This is a genomic window from Caproicibacterium sp. NSD3, assembly GCF_053613275.1.
The window spans coordinates 788938-809622 of record NZ_CM132119.1 but is presented as its reverse complement, the minus strand read 5'-3'; the positions used below and the strand labels follow the sequence as shown (position 1 = coordinate 809622).

The following is a 20685-nucleotide window of genomic DNA, read 5'->3' as shown; positions in this document are numbered from 1 at the left end:
TTTATTCTAACATATCTATCGGAAGATGAAAACACCTTTTCTGTTTAGCTAGCAGAAATTTTTTTTACCGCTTTTAAAGCCATTTGGATTTCTTTTTCTGTTGTAAAAGCAGAAGGACAAACTCTAACAGCTCCGCTTTCCAAAGTTCCAAGTGCCTGATGTGCACAGGGTGCGCAGTGCAGACCAGCACGCACCGCAATTCCCTCTTTGTTTAAATTTTCCCCGGCTACCTCACTTTCCATTCCCTCAATATTAAAAGAAATAACCGGAACATAATCAGGCAATGACGGCATCGGTGTATAGAGCTTCACATTTTTCATATGGCTCAGACCGGCATAAAACATTTGTGAAAGTTTCATTTCATAAGCTGCTATCTTAGGCAGCGTTTTCTTTTGAACAAATAAAATTCCTTGATGAAGTCCGGCAATCCCAGGAAGATTAACAGTTCCACTTTCAAAACGGTCTGGGATCGTCTCTGGTTGTGAAAGATTCATAGAATCTGTTCCGGTTCCTCCTTCTATCAACGTTTTCATAGAAAGTCCGGAGCGCATAACCATGATTCCGGTTCCCATAGGGCCATAGAGTCCCTTATGGCCTGCCATGCAAATGCAGGCATATCCGTCTTTCATGGAAATCGGGACCACTCCTGCTGTCTGAGCACAATCTACCACCATCGGAATTTGATACTGATTGACCATTGCGCAGATTCGCTCTACCGGAACTCGAATGCCCCAAACATTGGAAGCCTGTGTGCAGACGACTAAACAAGTATTCTCCCTCAATGCCTCTCTAAAATTCTCCAGTGTGGCATTATGATCTTCAGGAACAACTTTTGCCTGCGTGTAAGTAATGATTCCCTCTTTCTGCAGCGCTTCAAGAGGGCGCATTACGGCATTATGCTCCAAATTAGAAGTAACCACATGCCCCCCAGTTTTTACCAGACCTTTAATTGCAAAATTCAGGGATTGCGTGCAGTTCATTGTAAAGGCCACATTTTCTGGTCCTTCAGCATCAAAAAGTTTTGCAGCCGCTTCCCTACAACGATAAACTTCCTCTGCAGCACGCAGACTCATACTGTGTCCGGACCTGCCCGGATTTGCCCCATAACGCACCAAAGCAAGCTGCATTGCTTTCCAAACTTCTATTGGCTTTGGAAATGTAGTTGCCGCATTATCGAGATAAATCATACTGTACTCGCCCTTTTCTCACGCCCGAGAACCTTAATGCCAGCTTCTTTGAGAATTGTTTCTGCTTCATCCGTTTCCTTTGGTACATACAAAGCATATCCACAGCCTGTTTGTTTTGATAAATGAGGAATTCGTTCTACAAAAGAAGAAATTCTATAAGAAAGCAGGAGATCCCGCCCTTTTAATGCATACGTAATTGAGCTAACCAGAATCATAGGTCTTTCCATAGTTTACCACCCCTCTGTTTTACTCCAGAGTATGCAGAGGGACGCCAATCTGACTATTTTCGATTCAAGAAAAGAAGGTATTTAATTATTTTTTTCTGTTAAAAGACAAACACAGTGAGCAGCGATTCCTTCTCCGGAACCGGTAAAACCGAGGCCTTCTTCCGTCGTTGCTTTTACGCTGACTCTTTGGGGTTCTATCAGACAAGCTTTCGCAATATTCTTGCACATTTCCGCAATATAAGGGCGCAGCTTTGGCTCCTGGCACAAAATTGTCGCATCCAAATTTTCAACAGAGTAGCCTTTTTCACGAACTTTCTGCACAACTTTTTGAAGCAGGAGCAGACTATCCGCCCCCTCATAGGTGGGATCGGTATCAGGAAACAAACATCCGATATCTCCCAACGCCAAAGCGCCCAAAAGGGAATCCGAAATTGCATGCAGCAATACATCTGCATCAGAATGCCCCAAAAGTCCCTTTTTATAGGGGATCTCTATTCCCCCTAAAATCAGCTTTCGTCCCTCAACTAAGCGGTGAACATCATATCCATGCCCAATTCTCATCTGTTTTCCTCCCGTTTTTTCAGGATTACTTCGGCAAATTTCAAGTCTTCCGGTGTGGTCAGTTTAAAATTCGTATAGCTGCCTCTACAAAGATGGACCTTTTCGCCTGCTTTTTCAAACAGCTGGCAGTCATCCGTATCCTCGCCATCCGCTTTCTTCAGGAACTCCAAATATTGTTTCCGCCGAAACACCTGAGGCGTCTGTACCGCCCAAAGAGTATCTCTCTGCGGGGTTTTTAAAACGAGCCCCTCTTCATCGACTATTTTAATGGTATCTTTTACCGGCATCGCCAATGCAGAAGCACCATATTTTTCGGCGTTGGAAATAACGCGTTCGATTTCCTGCGGCGTAATTAAAATTCTGGCTCCGTCATGTACCGCAACCAGTGGATAATCAGGTGACGCCTCAACCCCTTTTTGAGCCGATTGCTGTCGGGTGTCGCCGCCCTGTATAACGAGAAGCTGCTTATGGAATTTCGGCAAAAGCCATTTTTCATAAAATTCCTGTTTTCCCGATGGACAGACGACTACAATTGCTCCGACCCGCGGCACTTTTTCGAATGCATATAGGCAATATTCCAGTGCAGGCATCCCTAAAACAGGGACTTCCTGCTTGGAAAACCCCATACGACTAGAAGTCCCTGCCGCCACGATCACTGCACAGCAATCCGCTTTTTGCTCCTTTTCCTGCAAAAATATCCGCTCCTTTTTACCGGTAAGAAACCTCTAAAATTGCTTCCACTTCGTCCCCTGAAAGGGGCGCCGGATCCTTTTTGAAATTGCCGCCCATCGAACCCATTGCGTCTACTCTCAGCGCATGAAGATCTTCCTTTAGGATCTCATAATCCGACATTTTTAAATCATCTACATGGCACGCCTCAATCAATTCATGCAGAGCAATTACAAAATCTTCCGGTTTCTCTGCCTTTTCGTTTCCGAGTGCCTTGGCCATCTGAACCAGACGTTCATCGCAGCAGCCTTTGTTGCAGAACTGGCGGTAATACGCTTCGCAAATCATAATCAGTCCCGCTCCATGTGGCAAATCCGGATGCTTCGCGCTGAGTGCGTGCTCAATCGAATGTTCCGAGATACACCCGGCCGTAGATTCCACAAATCCAGAGATCATGCTTCCCAGTGCCATATTAGCGCGGGCTTCCTCGTTTTCTCCATTTTCAACAGCCGCTCTGAGATTTTTCCCAATCAGCTCAATCGCTTTGAGGGCATATAAATCGCTGAAAAGGTCAGCTTGATTGGAAAGATATCCCTCCGTGCTGTGAAAAAGTGCATCAAACCCCTGAAAAGCCGTATAACGGGGAGGAACAGTCATCATCAGGTCAGAATCCACCACCGCAATTTTCGGATAAGTTTCGTCACAGCCGAATCCTCTTTTTTCCTGCGTCTTTTCGTTTGTAATCACCGTCCAGAGATCTGCTTCCGTCCCGGTTCCGGCGGTCGTCGGAATTGCTACAATCGGCAGAGGAGATTTTTTCAGCGGCTCTCCTTCTACATACTGCCAATAATCCCCTGGATTTGTTGCCATCACGGCGATTGCCTTTGCCGAATCAATGCTGCTGCCGCCGCCTAAACCAACGACAAAATCACAGCCGACCGCATTTGCAAGCTTGGCCCCTTCCATGACATGTGCTTTAATTGGGTTCGGCTGAATCCGATCAAATAAGACGTGCATGACGCCTGCTTTATCAAGCTGCTCTTCGATCCGTTTCAGATAGCCGTATTTTTTCATTGAGATTCCCGCTGAAATCACAATCAACGCTTTTCTTCCGGGCATCTTCTGCTCATGAAGTGTTTCTAAGCTTCCCTTCCCGTAAAGAACTTTCGTTGGAATAAAATGACAAAAAGCCATGAATGATCCTCCTTACCTAATCCTAAAAACTTCTTCTTCTATCATATCACAAAAACTTTTGGTTCCGGCAAAAGTTTCACAAATTTTATAAAAAGAAAGCCCCGCAAAACGCGGAGCTTTTTTTCAATTTTGCTTAGTGTGCTGAATAAAATTCCAACTGTCACGGCACATATCGTCCAAATTGTATTTTGCCTGCCAATGCAGTTTTTCCTTCGCTTTGGAAACATCTGCATAACAGGTGGCAATGTCTCCGGCGCGGCGCGGCGTAATTTTATACGGAACCTTTCTTCCGCTTGCTTTTTCAAATGCATGAACCACTTCCAGCACCGAGCTGCCGCATCCGGTACCGAGGTTATAAATCTCTGCGCCCTTAATAGAATCCAGTTTTTCCAAAGCCTTGATGTGGCCGGTCGCAAGGTCACAAACATGGATATAATCCCGCACACCGGTTCCGTCCGGTGTATCATAATCGTCTCCATAGACGGAAAGGCACGGAAGGTCTCCTGCTGCCACCCGGGCAATATAAGGCATCAGATTATTTGGAATTCCGTTTGGATTTTCTCCGATCAATCCGGACGGATGCGCTCCGATCGGGTTAAAGTACCGCAAAAGTGCGACCTGCATTTCTTTATCCGCCACGCAGACGTCCTGCAAAATTTGTTCGATCATCACTTTTGTCGTTCCATAAGGATTGGTTGTCCCACCAATCTTCATATCTTCCTTAAACGGAACCGGATTTTCGCTGCCGTATACGGTTGCCGAAGAGCTGAATACGAACTGTTTAACATGATATTTACGCATCAATTTTAAAAGGATCAAGGTTCCGGTCAAGTTATTATGATAATATTCCAGCGGCTTGGAAACACTCTCTCCGACCGCTTTTAGTCCCGCAAAATGAATCACTGCATCGATATGATTCTCTGCAAAGATTTTTTCGAAAGCCCCTTCATCCAACATATCGCATTCGTAAAACGGAAAATCTTTTCCGGTAATCTTATGAATCGCTTTTACAGCATCCATACTGGAATTTACGAAATTGTCCATTACAACAATGGAATATCCGTTCTCTAAAAGTTCTACACAGGTATGACTGCCGATAAATCCAGCGCCCCCTGTTACCAAAACTGTCTTCATAAAAAGTTCCTTTCCACCGTATCATACGGCACTGTTACTGATTCTGCACAGGACGGTTCTGTAGATATTTTTCATAAGCCGCGCGCAGTTCTTTGCTGGTTTCTTCCGGGCAGGTCGGATTGCAGTTGGCCCACGCTCCCGTTTCGCTGGAAGCATTAAACTTCTGTTTTTCCGCACTGCGCATCGGCGGGAAGAATTTAATATGATAGTGAAAATCTTTTTCATAATCCCCGGCATTGACCGGAGCGCTATACATACACATCATATAAGGAAACCGATCATCAAAAAGAGAATCCAGCATTCCAACAGTGTCACGGATCGTGATCCCCAAAGCATCTTTTTCCGCATCAGTCAGCTCGGTAAGATATGCCACATGACGATTTGGGATCAGATAAACCCCGTAAGGATAATCCGTATAAAACGGCTGATAAACCGTATAAAATTCATTTTCGAAAATGATTCGTGACTTTGCCTTTTTCTCCTGATTCAGCATTTCACAAAACAGGCACTTCCCGTTCTTACTATAATACTCCTTTGCACTCTCAGCTTCAACCTGTATCCGCTTTGGAATAAAAGGATATCCATACATTTGCCCATGGGGATGCGGCATCGTAACGCCTACAACATCCCCGCGGTTTTCAAACGGAAACACATATTTAATTTTTTCGTCCTCTGCCATCTTTAAAAAGCGTTCACACCATAAGTCCACCAATTTTCTCATATGGCTGTCCGAAAGCTGCGGCAGCGTTATCGTATGTCCGGGAGAATAAAGAATCACTTCGCATTTTCCGTAGTTTGGCGCGACCTTAAAAAATTCATTTCCCACCGGGTCGGGCTCCGAAGGGTCCTGGGTCAGCGCCGGAAAATCATTATCATACTCCATTACCTCATAATCCGGCACATTTCCAAAGCTCGGACAAAACGGGCAATAATCTTTTGGCATCTGCGGCCGATTCTGTCGGTTGCTCGCAATCATATGCCAATCCTTTAAAAGCGGATTCCATCTTAATTCAGCCATCGCAAATTTCCTTTCCATTTTCTTGTGTCAGGGAGACCCCGCCTACCGGACGAATTTTGAGTACATGGCAGGAGCCCTCTCCTAAAAAGGCATCAATCTCTTTGCGAAAAAGCTCCAGGCTTTCGTTCGGAACAAAGGCCTGCACTGTTCCGGCAAAGCCCCCGCCCTGAATCCGCCACGAGCCGCCTGTCTTCGAAAGAAGCCGTTCACAGAGACCAAGAGTCAGGCTGACCGCCTGCTGCTCCGGATGAGCCGGAGAATATACATTCTGCAGATACATAAAAGACGATCTGCCCGAATCGATCAGGAGCTGAAAAAATTTATCGAGGTCTTTCGTTTTCAGACACTCTGTCTCCTCCTGGGCACGGCGATTTTCTGCAAAAAAGTGCATGGCGCGCAAGACCGCACGATCTCCCGCAGATTTGCGCACTTCACGAAGATTCTGATAAAACGTTTCTTCTGGAACATCGCGCAAAAAATCCTTTCCAAAGAAAGAGGCAGCCGCCTTCATCTCTTTTGGAATTGCCGCATAATCCGGGGTCAGATTTGCATGGGAAGCATGCGTATCCACCACACAAAGCGTATAACCGCTGTTTGAAAAATCGAATGTCACTTTTTCGACCAAAGGCTTTTGAGGGTCTGCAAAATCGAACGCCACAAATCCTCCCACACTGCTGGAAGCCTGATCGAGCAGTCCGGAAGGCTTGCCAAAATAAGTATTCTCTGCATACTGGCCAGCTTGAGCAATCTCGACCGGAGAAAATCTCTGCCCATTATAAAGTCCATTAAGGATCGTCCCTACCAGCACCTCAAAGGCAGCACTGCTCGAAAGTCCGCTTCCTGATAAAACATTCGAAGTAGTATAAGCATCAAATCCGCCGATTTTTCCGCCTTTACTCTGAAACCACGCAGCAATTCCGCGAATCAGGGAAACACTGCAATTTTTTTCATCTTCTTTAATCGATAAATCCGAAAGATCAATTACATCTTCAGAAAATCCTTCTGACTTAATTCGAATTTTTCCGTTCTCAGTTTTAGAGGCAACTGCAATCGCATCCATGTTAACGCTCGCTGCCAGCACACACCCATGCTGATGATCCGTATGGTTTCCGCCGATCTCCGTGCGCCCGGGAGCACTGAAAAGTTCTACTTCGCGTCTTTTCCCATAATATCCGGAAAAGCGTTCTGCAGCACGCAGATAGCGCAGCTGCTCTCTGGCAAGTTCTTCTCCATCCTCTTCATAGAGATACCGAAAAATCCGGTCAAATTCACCGTTCTGCAAAGCGGCGCTCAACTCCTGCAATTTCACTCTCTAACGCTTCCTCTCCATATTGATCCTTATAAAAGCTGCATTTTCTATTCTTATCTTAATCTCTCCCTGCAATTCCCGCAAGGATAAAATCAATCTTATTTATGGATAAATGGTGCATTTTGGTCATGCTATTAAGTATGGTACTTCGCATACTTTGTCCATCGGCCACGAAAATAACGAGCCGAAAAACAAATTGCACGAAAAGCCCAATCGGCCACCATTGCACACCAAACGCCGATTGCACCCATTCCAAAGTAAATTCCCAAAATATAGCTAAATATAATGCGGAAAATCCACATGGAAAAAATCGAGATACACATTGGAAATTTGACATCATTTGATGCCCGCAGTACATTAGGAATTGAAAATGCAGGCACATAAAGCGGGATTAAAAAGCCGCTGTGAATATAGACTAAGGTTGCAGTAAGCTGCATTGTTTCAGCGGATAAACTGTAAAGCCCTAAGATTAGCGGAAGCGTCAGCATCATAATTCCATTTAAAGCTGCTGTGCACAAGAGACACACCCGCATCAGTTTTTTAGCATAATAACGAGTCTGTTTTAAATCGCCTGCACCTACACATCTTCCCACGACTGTAATAATCCCAAGATTGATGGCCATCCCTGGAATACAGCCAAAATTATCAAGATTATTGGCAACGCCGTTCGCAGCAATTTGAGTCGTGCCAAAATTCGTGATAATGCTGACAACAAGGATTCTGCCCAACTGAAACATACTGTTTTCCAGGGCACTTGGAAGCGCAATATGTAAAATCCGCTTCATATAGGGTGCTTTAGGTCGAAGCTCGCTCCAACGATAACGCACATAGACGCTGTTTTCTTTTGAACGAACAAGCAGCATCATCAAAATCGCCGCCAAAAAGCGGGAAACGAGAGACGGCATTGCTACCCCGGCAACTCCCATATGCAATCCATAAACACAGATCGCATTCCCGCTGACATTGACTATATTCATAAAAATCGAAGTATACATAGAAATACGGCTGTTCCCCATCGAACGATAAAGGGCGGCACCCGCATTATAAAGTGCAATAAAGGGATAACTCCATGCTGAAATGGAAAAATAAATAAGGCAGGCATCCATCACATCCGGTTCCACGGGGCCAAAAAAAAGATGCAAAAGCGAACTGCGAAAAACGAGCACCAAAATCATGATGCAAACTGCCAGCAAAAAGGCGGCAGTTAAAAGCTGGGCAGCTGTGTGGCAGGCTTTTTCCCGCTCCTGAGCCCCCAGCCATTGGCTGACCACGACCGCTCCACCGGTCGCCATCGCCGCAAAAATATTTAAAATCAGTACATTGATCATATCGACTAAAGAAACACCGCTGACCGCTGCTTCCCCCACAGAAGAAACCATCAGAACATCCGCCATTCCGACAGTGACCTCCAGTATCTGCTCTACTACAAGCGGCCACAAAAGCCGTGAAATATCTCTTTTCGTAAAAAGTGTATGCTGTACTCCATCTCTCAGATCCAAAAAAAAGTCCTCCTCATTTTTCAGAGTTTCAAACAAAACTCTTTTCTTATTGTACCGAGGAGACTACAAAAAGTAAAGAAACTGGAGTAATTTCATTTTTCATCCATGATAAATATAAAAATCGAGGTGACAGGATTGCCATTTCCAAAAATAATCCGTAAACTGATTCTCCGTTACTTTCGTGACGGAATTGGGCGCAGCGCCGCCGCGCTTTCTTACTACTTAATTTTTACCTGCTTTCCATTTTTATTGATGATCAGCTCATTACCGGGTGTATTTCATCTGCAGCCAGTTTCTGTTAAAGCTTTTGCGGGGCTTCTTCCCGAAGAAGTCATCGAAATTATCGAAAATTATTTTATTTACCTTGCAGAATCCCCCAGCGCCCCTTCCTTTATGCTGGGATTTTCTCTGACCGTCTGGTTTTCCATGCGTGCTATGAATTGTTTAATCCTTGGAATACGCCGTGCACATAGTCTGCCTCTGCGCGAAAACGCTCCTATTAAAAAGCAGGCTCTGATTTTCGTCTCTGCCTTAGGTTTGATCGGTACTGTATTTATCAGCATCATCGCTTTGAGCTTAAGCCCCGGTGCGATTCACTTTCTAGCAGAATTTATTCCTCCCCTACATTTTTTGGAATCTTATTGGTCTTTGATTCGAATGCTTCTCTTAGCCGCTTTAGTTTTCTGGATTCTGCTTTCTCTCTATCGCCTCGCTCCCGGCGGGCTTTCCTCAAAAGAAGCGCTCCCCGGAACAATCTGCGCACTAATTTTCTGGATTCTGGTTTCCGGCGGATATGCCTTTTATGTAGAGCATATTGGAAAATACACGCTCGTCTACGGCGCAATCGGAGCCGTTATCATTTTGCTTCTCTGGTTTTACCTAAGCGGAATGATCATTTTAATGGGAGCGGAGCTTAATAGCATTCTTCTTTCTCATTCCCGATAAACTTTCTTTTGATAAAATTGCTTGTCATCTCATAAAAATAATGTTCTTCGCATAAGAATGAACAATTGGATATGGGAGGGCAAGCTTATGAAAGGCAATGTAGAAGAGCGGGCGGTTGAGCTCGGACAATATATCTGCGAAAGCGGTGCCACTGTACGCGCTGCTGCCAAAAAATTCGGCGTTTCTAAATCGACCGTCCACAAAGATGTCGCCCAGCGGCTCCAGCAGATTGATCGCCAACTTTATCAGAAGGTCAAAGAGGTTTTGGAGCTTAATAAGGCCCAGCGGCATATCCGTGGCGGGCAGGCAACCCGGGAAAAATACCGCCGGATTTCAGAAGAAAAATCACAGCACCGAAATTTTTCTTACATAAAAAAAGCCGGAAAGTAATAAAAGCGTCTGATGAACGAAATTCATCAGGCGCTTTTTCTTTTTTACAATTATGTATTTTTTATCGTGACCATATGGGCTGCTGAGAAATTGCCGTCTGCGCAGAAGGACAAATATGATAAACTGTTTCGTCCTTATCCACCATCGCAATCGGTACACGCGGCATCAGCTGATGAATCACTTCTATAAATCCATTGATCGGTGCCTCTGCCATGCCGGTTACCAGTTGTTGTGCGCCGATCTGCTTCAAAAAAGCCGCTGTCACATAAGCCGGTTCGTCATGAAAAAATATGGTCATCTCTGCTCCTGCATTCTGGGCGTTCTGCCTCAGATACTCTAGTTCTGCACAGCAATCCTTCGTGTCACTCGGTACAACACTGACCACATGTAGAGGACTATGTCTCTCTTCGGCAATCGTCTTGCCCACACGAATTAACCGGTCACAATCGTGCTGGCCTGTTACGCAAACGAGAACAGGTGCATGTTTTCTCACAATCAGGTCTCCTTTCATTGACTTTTTAAGTCATTTTGTTCCTGACAGTTTTAAGTATATGCTTTTCGATCGCTCCATATGGAAACAGAGCGTTGAATTTTCATTAACATTTTGTAAAAATTTTTTCATCTCCCTTTCTCATTTGTATTTTTATTATATCATTAGCGTTTACATAATTCAATATTTGTAAATCAAGTTTCATAAAAAATTAATACTTTTGTCATATATTTTAGTCTATTTAAGAATAAAAAATGCCGTGAAGCGAAAATCACGCTTCACGGCTGCTCCTTAACGAGAACGAGAGCTTCAGGAAAATAAAGTTTGAGGGTCTACAAAAGTGCTATCTTTCTGCACCGCAAAATGCAGATGGGTTTCTTCTTCCGCTTCTGCAGGAACAGATCCAAGCCGGCCTAGTTCCTGCCCAGCCTTTACCTGATCCCCCTGCTTAACGGATGAACCGGACAACCCCGCATAAATGGTTGTCAGACCACCCTGATGCGAAACAGTAACGACCGTTCCGTAAAGCGGATCGTCTTCAACTGCAGAAACCGAACCTGCAGCTGCTGCACCAACAGAAACGCCTTCATCTGCCGCAATATCGATCCCGGTATGTGCCCGCCAGTCTCCCAGTGATTCATAATAAACCGGAGATTCACTAAACGCCGTAATGATATCGCCCTGTATCGGTTTATTTAGCTGCGTAACTGCCGCCTCAGCGGGAACGATTTTAACGGTCTCTTCCTCAGATGCTACAGATGATGTTTCGGTTTCTGAAGGAACTTCTGGAACAAGCGCCGATGTACTCGACACCATGACGCCGCTGACTGTATTTGCTGCATTCTGCGCTGCACTGGCAGTATTATCGGCATAATGTACCATGCTGTCATAAGTGGTCCATCCCGCCACCGCGACCGCCGCCAGGCAGAGTCCCAAAGCAACATAAAAGCTGCGCCCCGGTTTTCCACCATTGTCTTTGTTCACAAGATGCAAATTGCTCAAATCTGCCACCTCCGAACATAGTATGGATCTAAAATTGGCATTTTATGCAAAGAAAAAAAGGTCAAGCAAAAAGCTTGACCTCTTTTCTTAAGCTTGAGGGGTAAATTGAGGAGGGTAGAACATGCATCAAAAGAACGGTGCGGCTCCGTTCTCTTGATTTCTTTTATAGTATACCTACATCATTCATAAATGTTGTTAATTATTTATGAACAATATATTAATTCTGCACATACATCAAACGAATGTTTGTGTTCTGTCGAAAAGCATGATATAATGGCAATGAAAACAAAGGAGGGGTCCCTCATGCTGACTAAAAGCCAACAAAAGGTTTATGATTATTTAAAGAAACGGACACAAAGCGGACTTCCGCCTACGGTGCGCGAAATCTGTATCGCAACAGGGCTTAAGTCCACTTCCAGCGTTCATGCACATCTAAAAACATTGGAAAGATTGGGGCTTATCACCCGAGACGCCGGTCTTAACCGCGCAATCCATATGGCGGGAGAAACCCCCACGATTCAGGTGCCGATTATTGGTCGCGTCGCTGCAGGGCAGCCGATTCTTGCCGTACAGGAAAACGAAGGCTATGTTTCTTACTCTCCCAAAAACAAAAGCGGTGAATATTTTGCACTGAATGTCCACGGAGAAAGCATGATCAATGCGGGAATTTTAGACGGAGATATTGTCGTTGCAGTGCAGACGCCAACAGCTTCTGATGGAGAAATTGTTGTTGCGCTGATTGAAGACGAAGCAACCGTAAAACGCTTTTTCAAAGAGAAGGATCGTGTGCGTCTACAGCCTGAAAATCCTGATTTTTCCCCAATTTATTCGAAGGAAGTCCGGATTCTGGGCCGCGTAGTTGCAGTCTACCGTTATTATGAACCATAAAGAATTTTTAAAGTCGGTATCATAAAAAATGATACCGGCTTTTTTATTTTATAAAAGCTTAATTTGAAGAATGATAGAGCCCTTCTAAGGCCGGCAAAAGCTTTGGCAAAAGTTGAAACATTCTATTTGCAGCCATACGTGCAAACATCGGGAACGCCATAACAGCCTTTTGGTCTGCACTATCTGAAATTGCCCGCAAAACCAAAAAATCCGTTTTTCCATTCCAGCAAATCTGTGCGACCGCGCCGCCTTCCATCTCACAGGCAACCGCATCAAACTGCTGACAGATTTTTTTGCGCAGTTCTCCATCTGCCACAAACTGATCTCCGGTAGCAATAATCCCACAATGAACCGGAGAAGGATAAAACTGAGAAGAAACACTCACCGCTGTCTTAAGAACTTTTTCTGCCGTTTCCAGATAAATCAAATTCGGGCCGCTTAAAAATCCAGGTGGATCTCCTGCAGCCGTCGTATCCATATCATGCTGCACCAGCTTTTGAGCAATCACTAAATCGCCGATCTGAATTCCTTCTCCAATCCCACCGGCAACCCCTACATTGATCACCAGCTGCGGGTGATACTCGAGCAGCATCGTCTGCGCACAGGCCGCCGCCGCAACCTTTCCGACTCCGCAGCGCGCCAGTACACACGGAACATTTTCTATCGTCCCCTGATCATAATGAATTCCTAAAATGGTAGTCGTATGAATATTTTTCATCTCTGAGCGAATTTCTTGAACTTCCAGCTCCATCGCTCCAATAATTCCAATCACAGATTTTCCTCCTCAAGATAGATACCATTAGTATAATGGACGCCTTCTAAAAAATCAACGCAGAAAGTTTTATTACAACTGATTTTTATACGTTTTCAGCCCCTGTCCGACATCTTCACACAAAAGTCCATTTTTGATTTTTCCATTCATAATCCGCGCTGCATCTGTTGTATAAAGTGCATTGGCAGAAAAGAACGTGCGCGTCGGCGCGCTGGATACAATCCGCCCTCCGAAAAGAAGGCTGCATTCGTCACAAAAGCGAGCGGCAAATTCTACATCATGAGTGGTTAACAAAACGGTTCCGCCCTGTCGACGATAACGATCAAGCAATTCTGCTAAAAGTTTTTTATTCCATGGATCAAGCCCTTTTGTCGGTTCATCTAAAAGCAGCAGATCCGGTTGTATTCCAAGAACCAGGGCAATGCCCAGCCGCTGCTGCTCTCCCCCGCTCAGATCATAGGGATGACGCTCAAAGAGCGGCTCCAGCCCCATTTTTTGTCCCAGCTCTAATGCACCGTTTTGTGAAAGGAGCTCTTCCTTTACGGTATCCCGGCTAAACATCGCCTTTGGTTCCTGCCATAGAAAAGCAATGCGAGGCTTCGGATGTTTCCATTTGATACTCCCTCTCTGCGGAAAAAGTTCTCCGGAAAGCAACTGAAACAAAGTGCTTTTTCCTGCACCGTTTCCTCCGAGAAGAGCATGAATTGTTCTGCTATGCAGCGAAAAATCAACTCCGCGCAGCACGAATGGCAATTCCTTTCGATAGCGGAACCAGATCTCCTTACAGGAAAAAATCCAATCCGCCTTTGAACAAACCGGCAGTTTCATTTCTCCTTCTGGAAAATTCTGCAAAAATACTCTGCCCTCCCGCACAGTCAGCGGTATTTTCTCATCTAAAGCACCATTTTGGGAAGCAATCCTGGAAGCCGCCGGCATTGCTTCCCAAAATGGATGGGCGGGATTTTCCATAATATTGCGTACAAACTCTCTTGGCGGCAGCGGCATATGAAGTGCCCCCTCTTCCATCAAACAAACCTGATCACAGATTGGCAGTAAGTCCTCCATACGATGCTCGCTGACCATCACTGCAATTCCCATTTCGCGGTTCACTCTTAGAAGCAGCTCCAAAAAATGTTTCGCCGCAACCGGGTCAAGCTGAGCCGTCGGTTCATCTAACAAAAGCAGCTTTGGGCGCATCGCAAGGATCGCTGCCAGATTTAAAAGCTGTTTTTCCCCGCCGCTGATCTCGTTGACCGGTTTTTGAATCAAATGGTCAATTCCCAAAAACAAAGCGGTTTCCGCCACCCGCTGCCGAATTTCAATTGGAGGCAGCCCTAGGTTTTCCAGACCGAAAGACAATTCATGAGAAACCGTATCCGTGACAATTTGATTTTCCGGATCTTGAAAAACAAAGCCTATCTCGGAGGCGGTCTGATCTGTATCAGAATTTTCAGAAAACTTAAAAGTCCGTTCTCCCTTTATCATTCCATGCGGCGTAATTTGAGGCTTCAGGCTGCGCAGAAGCGTACTTTTTCCGCAACCGGAAGCACCACAGAGCAAAAAGAATTCTCCGCTCTTAATTGTCAAAGTCACATCTCGGACCGCTGGAGACAACTGTTTTGGATAATAAAATGAAAAATGAGAAAGTTTGACCAATTCACTCATAGGATTTCTTCCTTCTGTTCTGGATTTTTTTCTGCGCCCAAAAGAGCCGAATCTCTGAGATTTTCTCCCATAAAACCGGAAGAATCAAAAAAGTGAAATAAAAAGCTGCTAAAATAATGGACCAAATATCCGCGGAAAAATGGAGCTGCGGAAAATACTGCATCACAGAATTCTTCCCAAAAATTGCAAAGGCAGAAAGGAAAGTAAGGATCAAAAAAGCAACCAGCCAGAAAAAATCTTTCCCGGTAAACGGATACTCTTCTCCGCAAGTTCGCTCCATAATCCCATAACCGCGTGCTTTCATCGAATCAGCCGTATCAAGACCGTCTTCCATCGACCATTCGAGCAGACAGGAAATATGGCGCATTCCATTTTTAATTTTATCGCCAAAGCGGTCGGACGTAGATTCCAAACTATGCCGTGCCTGACGGATACAGCGAATTCGTTCTTCTGTTTTGGGAAAAAGCCTCAGTGTCATACATAAAAGGAGGGCAAGATTTGGAAACCTTCGTCCAAAAAGATACAAAAATTTCTGCGTCGTCAAAAGGACATCCATACAACGAAACCACATTAAAACCGTTAAAAGCATAATCCCACTGCAAAGCCCATAAAGAAACGATTCCAGCGTAATTGCAGAACCAAACAAATGACATAAAATTGTTTTTCCGCGATGATTAAAAAGCACATTAAAAGCGGCAAAAACAAAAGCCACCGGAAGGCCCTCTATAAAAATACGCAAGGCTCTTTTTGCACCAAAATAAAAAGAATATGACAGCAGTGCTGCCATCAGGCTAGTTCCAAGGTAAAGTGGATTCAGACTGCACATTGCGAAAATGGCAGTTGTCAGAGAATAAAAGAAAAGCAAGCCGGGATGCAGGGTAGAAAAAATAGGTTCTTCTTTCATTTTTCTTTTACCTCCGGCCCAATCCCATATTTTTCCCGAATCCGATACAGTTTTTTGCCCCATGGCTTTTCCAAAAGCAAAAGAAATAACACAGTAGAAATCCCGTGAATCAGATCCATCCACGCGCTGGAAGCAAAGGCCGCTAAAAAAGCGGCAAGATTTACGGGACGGATAAATCCAAGGACGTACCACAAATCCATAAACCACCCAAAAAGGATTCCGCTGATAAATCCAAAAAGAAGCAAAAAAAAGCGTTTTCGAAAAAAGCCTGCTCGGTAAAGCAGGCCTCCAAAAAAGCCGATCATTCCCCACGCATACATTTGCCATGGAGTCCACGGTCCCTGCCCTAAAAGCAGATTACTCGAAAGTGCCGTCAAAGCACCGGTTAAAAATCCGGCATCTTGGCCGAACACAATCGCCGTGATCAGAATAATTGCGCTTACAGGCTGAAAGCTTGGAATCGCTGAAAAAAGCGTTCTTCCTAAAGCCGCAATCACGCTCATCACTGCAATTGGGACCAAATCTCTCGGACGCGGTTTTTTATTTTCAAATGATAAAAGAAAAGGCATCAGCGCCAATCCTACGCACAAAAGACTGAGCGCAGCAGCAGCTTCCGCCTCTAAAAATGCCGAACCCACCAACGCTATCGGCAGCAAAATAACGGCCGCTGCCTCAAAAACACGCAAAAGGGAAGCTCGTTTCATGTTTTAAATTCAATCCTTTTTAACCAATTCCATATCCTATGTCTTTTCCCATGTTGCAAGTATAAATAAAGAGCACAGAATCGCCGTTATTGAGAGCGTAACTGCCGCAGCCTATATTGGGAGCATGACCGTTAACTGCATAAAGCCAGCCGCTCATAGAACCGCAGTCCTTCTCGTATAGATTGCCAATTCCAGCAACATAACTGCCCGAAACATCTGCGGAAACGCCGGAAGCCATCAGTGCATCCAGAGCCGTAGCACCGGGACTCAATGTCACAGAGGAAGAAAAGGCTGGCCCGCTTTTTCCCTTTGCCACAGCGGTAGAGGAATCAATGGTAAAAGAAACTGTAATCTGCTGCACCGGAACCTTATGATTTTCTTGCGTCTGTGTCTCGCCAGCACCAGACCCACTATTTCCGGTTTTTGCTGCCGCCCCGTTTTGGGAAATTGCCTGCCCTTTTTGTGCAGATGCAGTACCCTCATGATTCTGCGTTTCCCCAGAAGAAACCTTTTCCTCATCGGAAGAAGATTCTTCTGATCCCCATCCCGGCATCAATTCCGATGGAATCGATCCCTGCTGCAGTTCTTCCGAAGAAACCTGTGAAGATACCACGTCGGAAGGGACTTGAGACGCCGTTATTTTTTCCTTAGAACAGCCTGAAAAAAGAAGGATGCTTAAAAAACAAACAATGAAAACACCAAAACGACTTTTCAAACTTTTACTCCTCTTTTCGGTTCTTCCAATGAACTAAATAAATCACGACTCCAACAATCGCAAGAATTCCAACTGCAAAAGTGACGTAAGCCCACACCGGGATCTGAAAAGCAACAGAATTGTCAGTTCCCTGAGAAAGTTGATTGGAACCGTTTCCTGCTTTCAAATCAGCAGCTGCCGTCCCCAATTTGGCTGTTGTAAAAAGATATTCTCCACCATATTCTGCAGTAAACATCACGCATTTATTATCAACAACCGCCTGCTGCAAGAACTGCGGGTCCTGACCATCGGTCAAACGATAAACATAAATGGTGGTCTCATTCTGCATGGATTCCGGCAGACGATAAACCACTGTTGTCTTAGCCGGAAGCTTTCCACTGTCTGCAAAACGGATAATCAGATGGTTTCCCAGATTATCCGGAAGCTTTGCCTTTGTTTCCCCATCCGAAAGGACCGTAATCCCAAGCCGCAGTCCTTTTGTGGGATCAAGTACATCCTGCCCCAAAAAGCTGACCGCATAATTGCCCGCATCTACTGAAAGGCGCAGATTCGGATACTTTTTCAGTTCTGAAAAGGTCTGAGAAGAAAGCTCTCCGTCTTTTTTGGCAATGGAAAGTAATGTCTGCCCATTCTGTCCTGCTTCACGGACTTTCTGCGCGATCGAATCGGTTAAAGTATTCTCATCGTCGTTCTCTCCACTTTGACCATTAAGTGCTTGCCAAATCGTTCCAAGCGGCGTTTCTTGTGTCGTTTCCTCATTAGAAGCGGTTTCGGCACCAGAACCGTTCTGATCGCTGCTGATATCCTGATTTCCATTCTCCGAACCTTGTGAGGAACTTTCCCCATTTTGCTCTGAAGAAGTGGGATTGGAAGAGGCTGATGAAGAAGATGATTCTGGAGTTGGTGGCTGCGGATTTTCATTTTTCGTAATTGCAAACAGCACTCCCGAATCATTTCCGTAATAAAGAGTCCCGTTATTGTCAGCTGCAATGATGCTCATGCAATAATTCTGCTGAGAATCTGCCGGTTGATACAAAGTCGAAAATGTAAAAGAATTTCCCTTTAACCTCGCCAAATATAATGCACCGGGATTATTATTCTGTGTCAAATAAACACACATCTCATTGGAAACAGCATCCGACGCTGCTAACATTCCATAGCAGACACCATCTTCCAGCGTCTGTGAAGCGATCTCTGATAAATCATTCAGATCAAACGCTTTTAGATAACCAGCTTGTCCATATGTACCGCCCGCTACAAAAACGTTTCCGCCAACCACAATCGGACTTGTTTTTGCACTGGCAGGCAGCGATACGGAACCTGCGATCTGAGGATTTTCCCCTGGCGTTACTTTATAAAGCACGCCGTCATCTGTAGCTGCCCAAAGAAATCCCTGCGCAGAAACCAGCGAAGTACGAACTTTTCCAAGCTGACAGGTAGACCGATCGCTTCCCGTTTTTGCGTCAGCAGAAACAAGGACTCCATCGTCCCCGCAAAAATAAATACGATCATCTATTTTTACTGCACCGGCTCCATAATAGCTGCCGGTCCCGTATGTCCATTTGGGCGAAATCGTCTCCGTCCCTTTTGTGCTGTCCGTATCTTCTGCCGAATATGCTGCAAAAGTGCCGCTGCTTGAAGCATCGGTCAATCCCACATAAAACATATCGTCTGCCTCATCATAATAAACCGGAGACAGCCCCTGGTATTTTGAATTACCAGAACCATCCGTCATCAGTTCCGTGATAAAAAGGGGCTCCAAGGTAGAAGCATTCAAAACTTCAATCTGCCCATTCCCCAAAGGAACAAACAGTTTTCCGTTGCCGTAAGTAGGATAAGAATAGTATCCCAGAGAAGAAGCCAGTCCCTGTGATTTTTCAATTGCTCCAGTAGAAGCATTCAAAATCTGAACTTCATTGTCCCGTGCCACATAAACCTGACCATTGACTAAAAGCGGAGAACCTGCATAACCACCCCACGAATTCGGATTCTTGCATTGACTTTTCCAAAGCAGCTTTCCATCGACAGGAGTGGAAGCTAAAGTGGTAGCATTATTCTGTGCATTTCCGAGGTGCTGCGGCCATTGAGAAGAAAGGACTATTGGTGTTTCCCCTGATGAACTAGAACTATTGGAAGAAGCCGACGAAGATGAAATCTGTGAAGACTCTTCAGAAGAAGAAACCTGAGAGGAAGAAGATGAAGAAAAAGAAGAACTTTCCTGCTGATTTTGGGTAACGGTTACTTTACAGCTTGGATTGCTGATATTATAGGCATAGTTCCCCTTACTGTCGTACCATTGAGTGCTTTGTCTCTCTGCGCTAACAAAATAGGTACCGGCCTTATGAAAAGTAATGGAATCTTTTCCGTCTGCTCCTGTGTTAGCAGAAGAAAGGGTATAATCACTGCTGGAAAGTGCCTGTCCATCCTGATCATAAAGGAGGAGACTCGCTCCATTAATAGCCGATGCCGTACTTTGAGCCGACATATTTCCTTTTCCAAGCAAGGTAAGAGTCAGCGGCTGATCAATCGTCGCTGCAGCTTCCGTCTCATTAAAATAAGCATAATTGCTCGGTTCAAAAGAAGAATACCAACTGGCATAAAATACAACGGTATCCCCATCTTTGATTGGACAAGACGCAGCCGTATAGCCCGTCCCTTTGCTGTCGGAAGGGCAGGAATCCTGATTAACTGCATACATCCAATAAACATCAGTCGGCCAGTTATCCTTATCATTACAAAAATCATTCAGGAATCCGCCTGCCGTTACATTAATAAGAGCAGACATTGCATCCTTATCCGCACCATATTCGTCTTTACAGTATTGCGCAAGCACATGCAGCGGCGTATCATAGCCGGGGTCCTGACTAATATTAAGGCCGTAGTCGCTAAAGGTTTGATAAGTTGCAGGCAGCGTCACCTTAACCGGCTGCACTTCTGTGTTTCCATAGCCTTCTACTCTCAGAGTTACCGTAATCCCTGCTGTTTGTACTGGCTCTTGAGCCACCGCAGGCTGTACGACAAATACAAATAAAAAGGCAATCGCACAGAATAGGCTGGCAATCCGTTTTTTCATATCGATTCTCTTCCCCTTTGTTGTTCTTAAAAATAAAAAAGCAGCCTTTTACGGCCGCAAATAAAAGGATACAAAGCCCTCCGATCATTTCAGCTGGAAGGATCTTTTCTTTTTCTTTTATGCAACCAATTTCCTCACCGAATAATTTGCTTTTTATTTTTAACCAAAAAGATATCCTGACTTTTGGGCCAAATGCCTACTAATCCGGTCTTCCCGCTTTTGGCAGTGACTGCTTTCGGATTTTCGTTGCCCCTTACAGTAGAGTGAGCTGTTGCGGATTTTAACCGCATTCCCCTTTTGGTCTCTTTGTATTTTATCTTATCAATTAGAATCTGTCAA

The 20685-nt window shown here is 44.9% G+C and carries 20 protein-coding genes and 1 riboswitch; of the genes, 3 read left to right on the top strand and 17 right to left on the bottom strand.

Translation table 11 applies throughout. The features are described 5' to 3' along the window. Positions 1-44: 44 nt before the first annotated feature. The 9 genes from ACVS9P_RS03980 to ACVS9P_RS03940 all read right to left on the bottom strand — a co-directional run bounded on the left by ACVS9P_RS03980 (position 45) and on the right by ACVS9P_RS03940 (position 8798). Positions 45-1187 (bottom strand): aminotransferase class V-fold PLP-dependent enzyme, encoded by a 1143-nt coding sequence (locus tag ACVS9P_RS03980; protein WP_452104344.1) that lies wholly within the window; start codon positions 1185-1187, stop codon positions 45-47. Beyond that, positions 1184-1414: a putative Se/S carrier-like protein gene (locus tag ACVS9P_RS03975; RefSeq protein ID WP_452104343.1), complete on the bottom strand. Its 231-nt coding sequence runs from the start codon at positions 1412-1414 to the stop codon at positions 1184-1186. Before ACVS9P_RS03975 ends, ACVS9P_RS03980 begins: the two co-directional genes overlap by 4 nt. Before the next feature lie 81 nt (positions 1415-1495). Then, positions 1496-1975 carry a 2-C-methyl-D-erythritol 2,4-cyclodiphosphate synthase gene (gene ispF / locus ACVS9P_RS03970; protein WP_452104342.1) on the bottom strand — a complete coding sequence of 160 codons (480 nt, stop codon included), beginning with the start codon at positions 1973-1975 and terminating at the stop codon, positions 1496-1498. Then, positions 1972-2667 carry a 2-C-methyl-D-erythritol 4-phosphate cytidylyltransferase gene (ispD, locus tag ACVS9P_RS03965; RefSeq protein WP_452104341.1) on the bottom strand — a complete coding sequence of 232 codons (696 nt, stop codon included), beginning with the start codon at positions 2665-2667 and terminating at the stop codon, positions 1972-1974. The genes ispF and ispD overlap by 4 nt, the downstream gene beginning before the upstream one ends. A gap of 16 nt (positions 2668-2683) precedes the next feature. Continuing rightward, a complete protein-coding gene (locus ACVS9P_RS03960; protein WP_452104340.1) occupies positions 2684-3838 on the bottom strand; it encodes an iron-containing alcohol dehydrogenase in 1155 nt (384 codons plus the stop codon). A gap of 123 nt (positions 3839-3961) precedes the next feature. Further along, the gene (galE, locus tag ACVS9P_RS03955; RefSeq protein ID WP_452104339.1) at positions 3962-4972 is read right to left on the bottom strand and encodes a UDP-glucose 4-epimerase GalE; all 1011 of its coding nucleotides are present in this window, start codon (positions 4970-4972) and stop codon (positions 3962-3964) included. Between the two features lie 34 nt (positions 4973-5006). Then, a complete protein-coding gene (gene galT / locus ACVS9P_RS03950) occupies positions 5007-5990 on the bottom strand; it encodes a galactose-1-phosphate uridylyltransferase (RefSeq protein WP_452104338.1) in 984 nt (327 codons plus the stop codon). Continuing rightward, entirely contained in the window at positions 5983-7299 is a 1317-nt protein-coding gene (locus ACVS9P_RS03945; protein WP_452104337.1) for a galactokinase, read from the bottom strand. Before ACVS9P_RS03945 ends, galT begins: the two co-directional genes overlap by 8 nt. 134 nt (positions 7300-7433) lie before the next feature. Next, on the bottom strand, positions 7434-8798 hold the full coding sequence (locus ACVS9P_RS03940; protein WP_452104336.1) for an MATE family efflux transporter: 1365 nt from the start codon (positions 8796-8798) through the stop codon (positions 7434-7436). 135 nt (positions 8799-8933) lie between these two features. Here ACVS9P_RS03940 and ACVS9P_RS03935 point away from each other — a divergent pair, with 135 nt between their 5' ends. Both ACVS9P_RS03935 and spoIIID read left to right on the top strand, forming a co-directional pair. Next, the gene (locus tag ACVS9P_RS03935; RefSeq protein WP_452104335.1) at positions 8934-9743 is read left to right on the top strand and encodes a YihY/virulence factor BrkB family protein; all 810 of its coding nucleotides are present in this window, start codon (positions 8934-8936) and stop codon (positions 9741-9743) included. Between the two features lie 87 nt (positions 9744-9830). Then, a complete protein-coding gene (gene spoIIID / locus ACVS9P_RS03930; protein WP_266163049.1) occupies positions 9831-10133 on the top strand; it encodes a sporulation transcriptional regulator SpoIIID in 303 nt (100 codons plus the stop codon). A gap of 61 nt (positions 10134-10194) precedes the next feature. On the opposite strand, the gene ACVS9P_RS03925 is transcribed toward spoIIID, so the two are convergent. Next, positions 10195-10626 (bottom strand): hypothetical protein, encoded by a 432-nt coding sequence (locus ACVS9P_RS03925; RefSeq protein ID WP_452104334.1) that lies wholly within the window; start codon positions 10624-10626, stop codon positions 10195-10197. A 306-nt stretch (positions 10627-10932) separates the two neighbouring features. Beyond that, complete coding sequence (locus ACVS9P_RS03920; protein WP_452104333.1) at positions 10933-11625, bottom strand: peptidoglycan DD-metalloendopeptidase family protein; 693 nt, start codon at positions 11623-11625, stop codon at positions 10933-10935. Between the two features lie 303 nt (positions 11626-11928). Here ACVS9P_RS03920 and lexA point away from each other — a divergent pair, with 303 nt between their 5' ends. After that, on the top strand, positions 11929-12513 hold the full coding sequence (lexA, locus tag ACVS9P_RS03915) for a transcriptional repressor LexA (protein WP_452104332.1): 585 nt from the start codon (positions 11929-11931) through the stop codon (positions 12511-12513). A 58-nt stretch (positions 12514-12571) separates the two neighbouring features. On the opposite strand, the gene ACVS9P_RS03910 is transcribed toward lexA, so the two are convergent. The 6 genes from ACVS9P_RS03910 to ACVS9P_RS03885 all read right to left on the bottom strand — a co-directional run bounded on the left by ACVS9P_RS03910 (position 12572) and on the right by ACVS9P_RS03885 (position 20346). After that, complete coding sequence (locus ACVS9P_RS03910; RefSeq protein WP_452104331.1) at positions 12572-13285, bottom strand: 5'-methylthioadenosine/adenosylhomocysteine nucleosidase; 714 nt, start codon at positions 13283-13285, stop codon at positions 12572-12574. A gap of 72 nt (positions 13286-13357) precedes the next feature. Continuing rightward, the gene (locus tag ACVS9P_RS03905) at positions 13358-14950 is read right to left on the bottom strand and encodes an ABC transporter ATP-binding protein (RefSeq protein ID WP_452104330.1); all 1593 of its coding nucleotides are present in this window, start codon (positions 14948-14950) and stop codon (positions 13358-13360) included. Continuing rightward, positions 14943-15854 (bottom strand): energy-coupling factor transporter transmembrane component T, encoded by a 912-nt coding sequence (locus ACVS9P_RS03900; protein WP_452104329.1) that lies wholly within the window; start codon positions 15852-15854, stop codon positions 14943-14945. The genes ACVS9P_RS03905 and ACVS9P_RS03900 overlap by 8 nt, the downstream gene beginning before the upstream one ends. Continuing rightward, positions 15851-16558: an ECF transporter S component gene (locus ACVS9P_RS03895; protein WP_452104328.1), complete on the bottom strand. Its 708-nt coding sequence runs from the start codon at positions 16556-16558 to the stop codon at positions 15851-15853. The genes ACVS9P_RS03900 and ACVS9P_RS03895 overlap by 4 nt, the downstream gene beginning before the upstream one ends. Positions 16559-16577: 19 nt before the next feature. Further along, a complete protein-coding gene (locus ACVS9P_RS03890) occupies positions 16578-17273 on the bottom strand; it encodes a DUF4430 domain-containing protein (protein WP_452104327.1) in 696 nt (231 codons plus the stop codon). Between the two features lie 4 nt (positions 17274-17277). Further along, positions 17278-20346, bottom strand: coding sequence for a hypothetical protein (locus ACVS9P_RS03885; RefSeq protein WP_452104326.1), 3069 nt, complete (start codon positions 20344-20346; stop codon positions 17278-17280). A 149-nt stretch (positions 20347-20495) separates the two neighbouring features. Then, a riboswitch (cobalamin riboswitch) is annotated at positions 20496-20678 on the bottom strand. Positions 20679-20685: the final 7 nt, after the last annotated feature.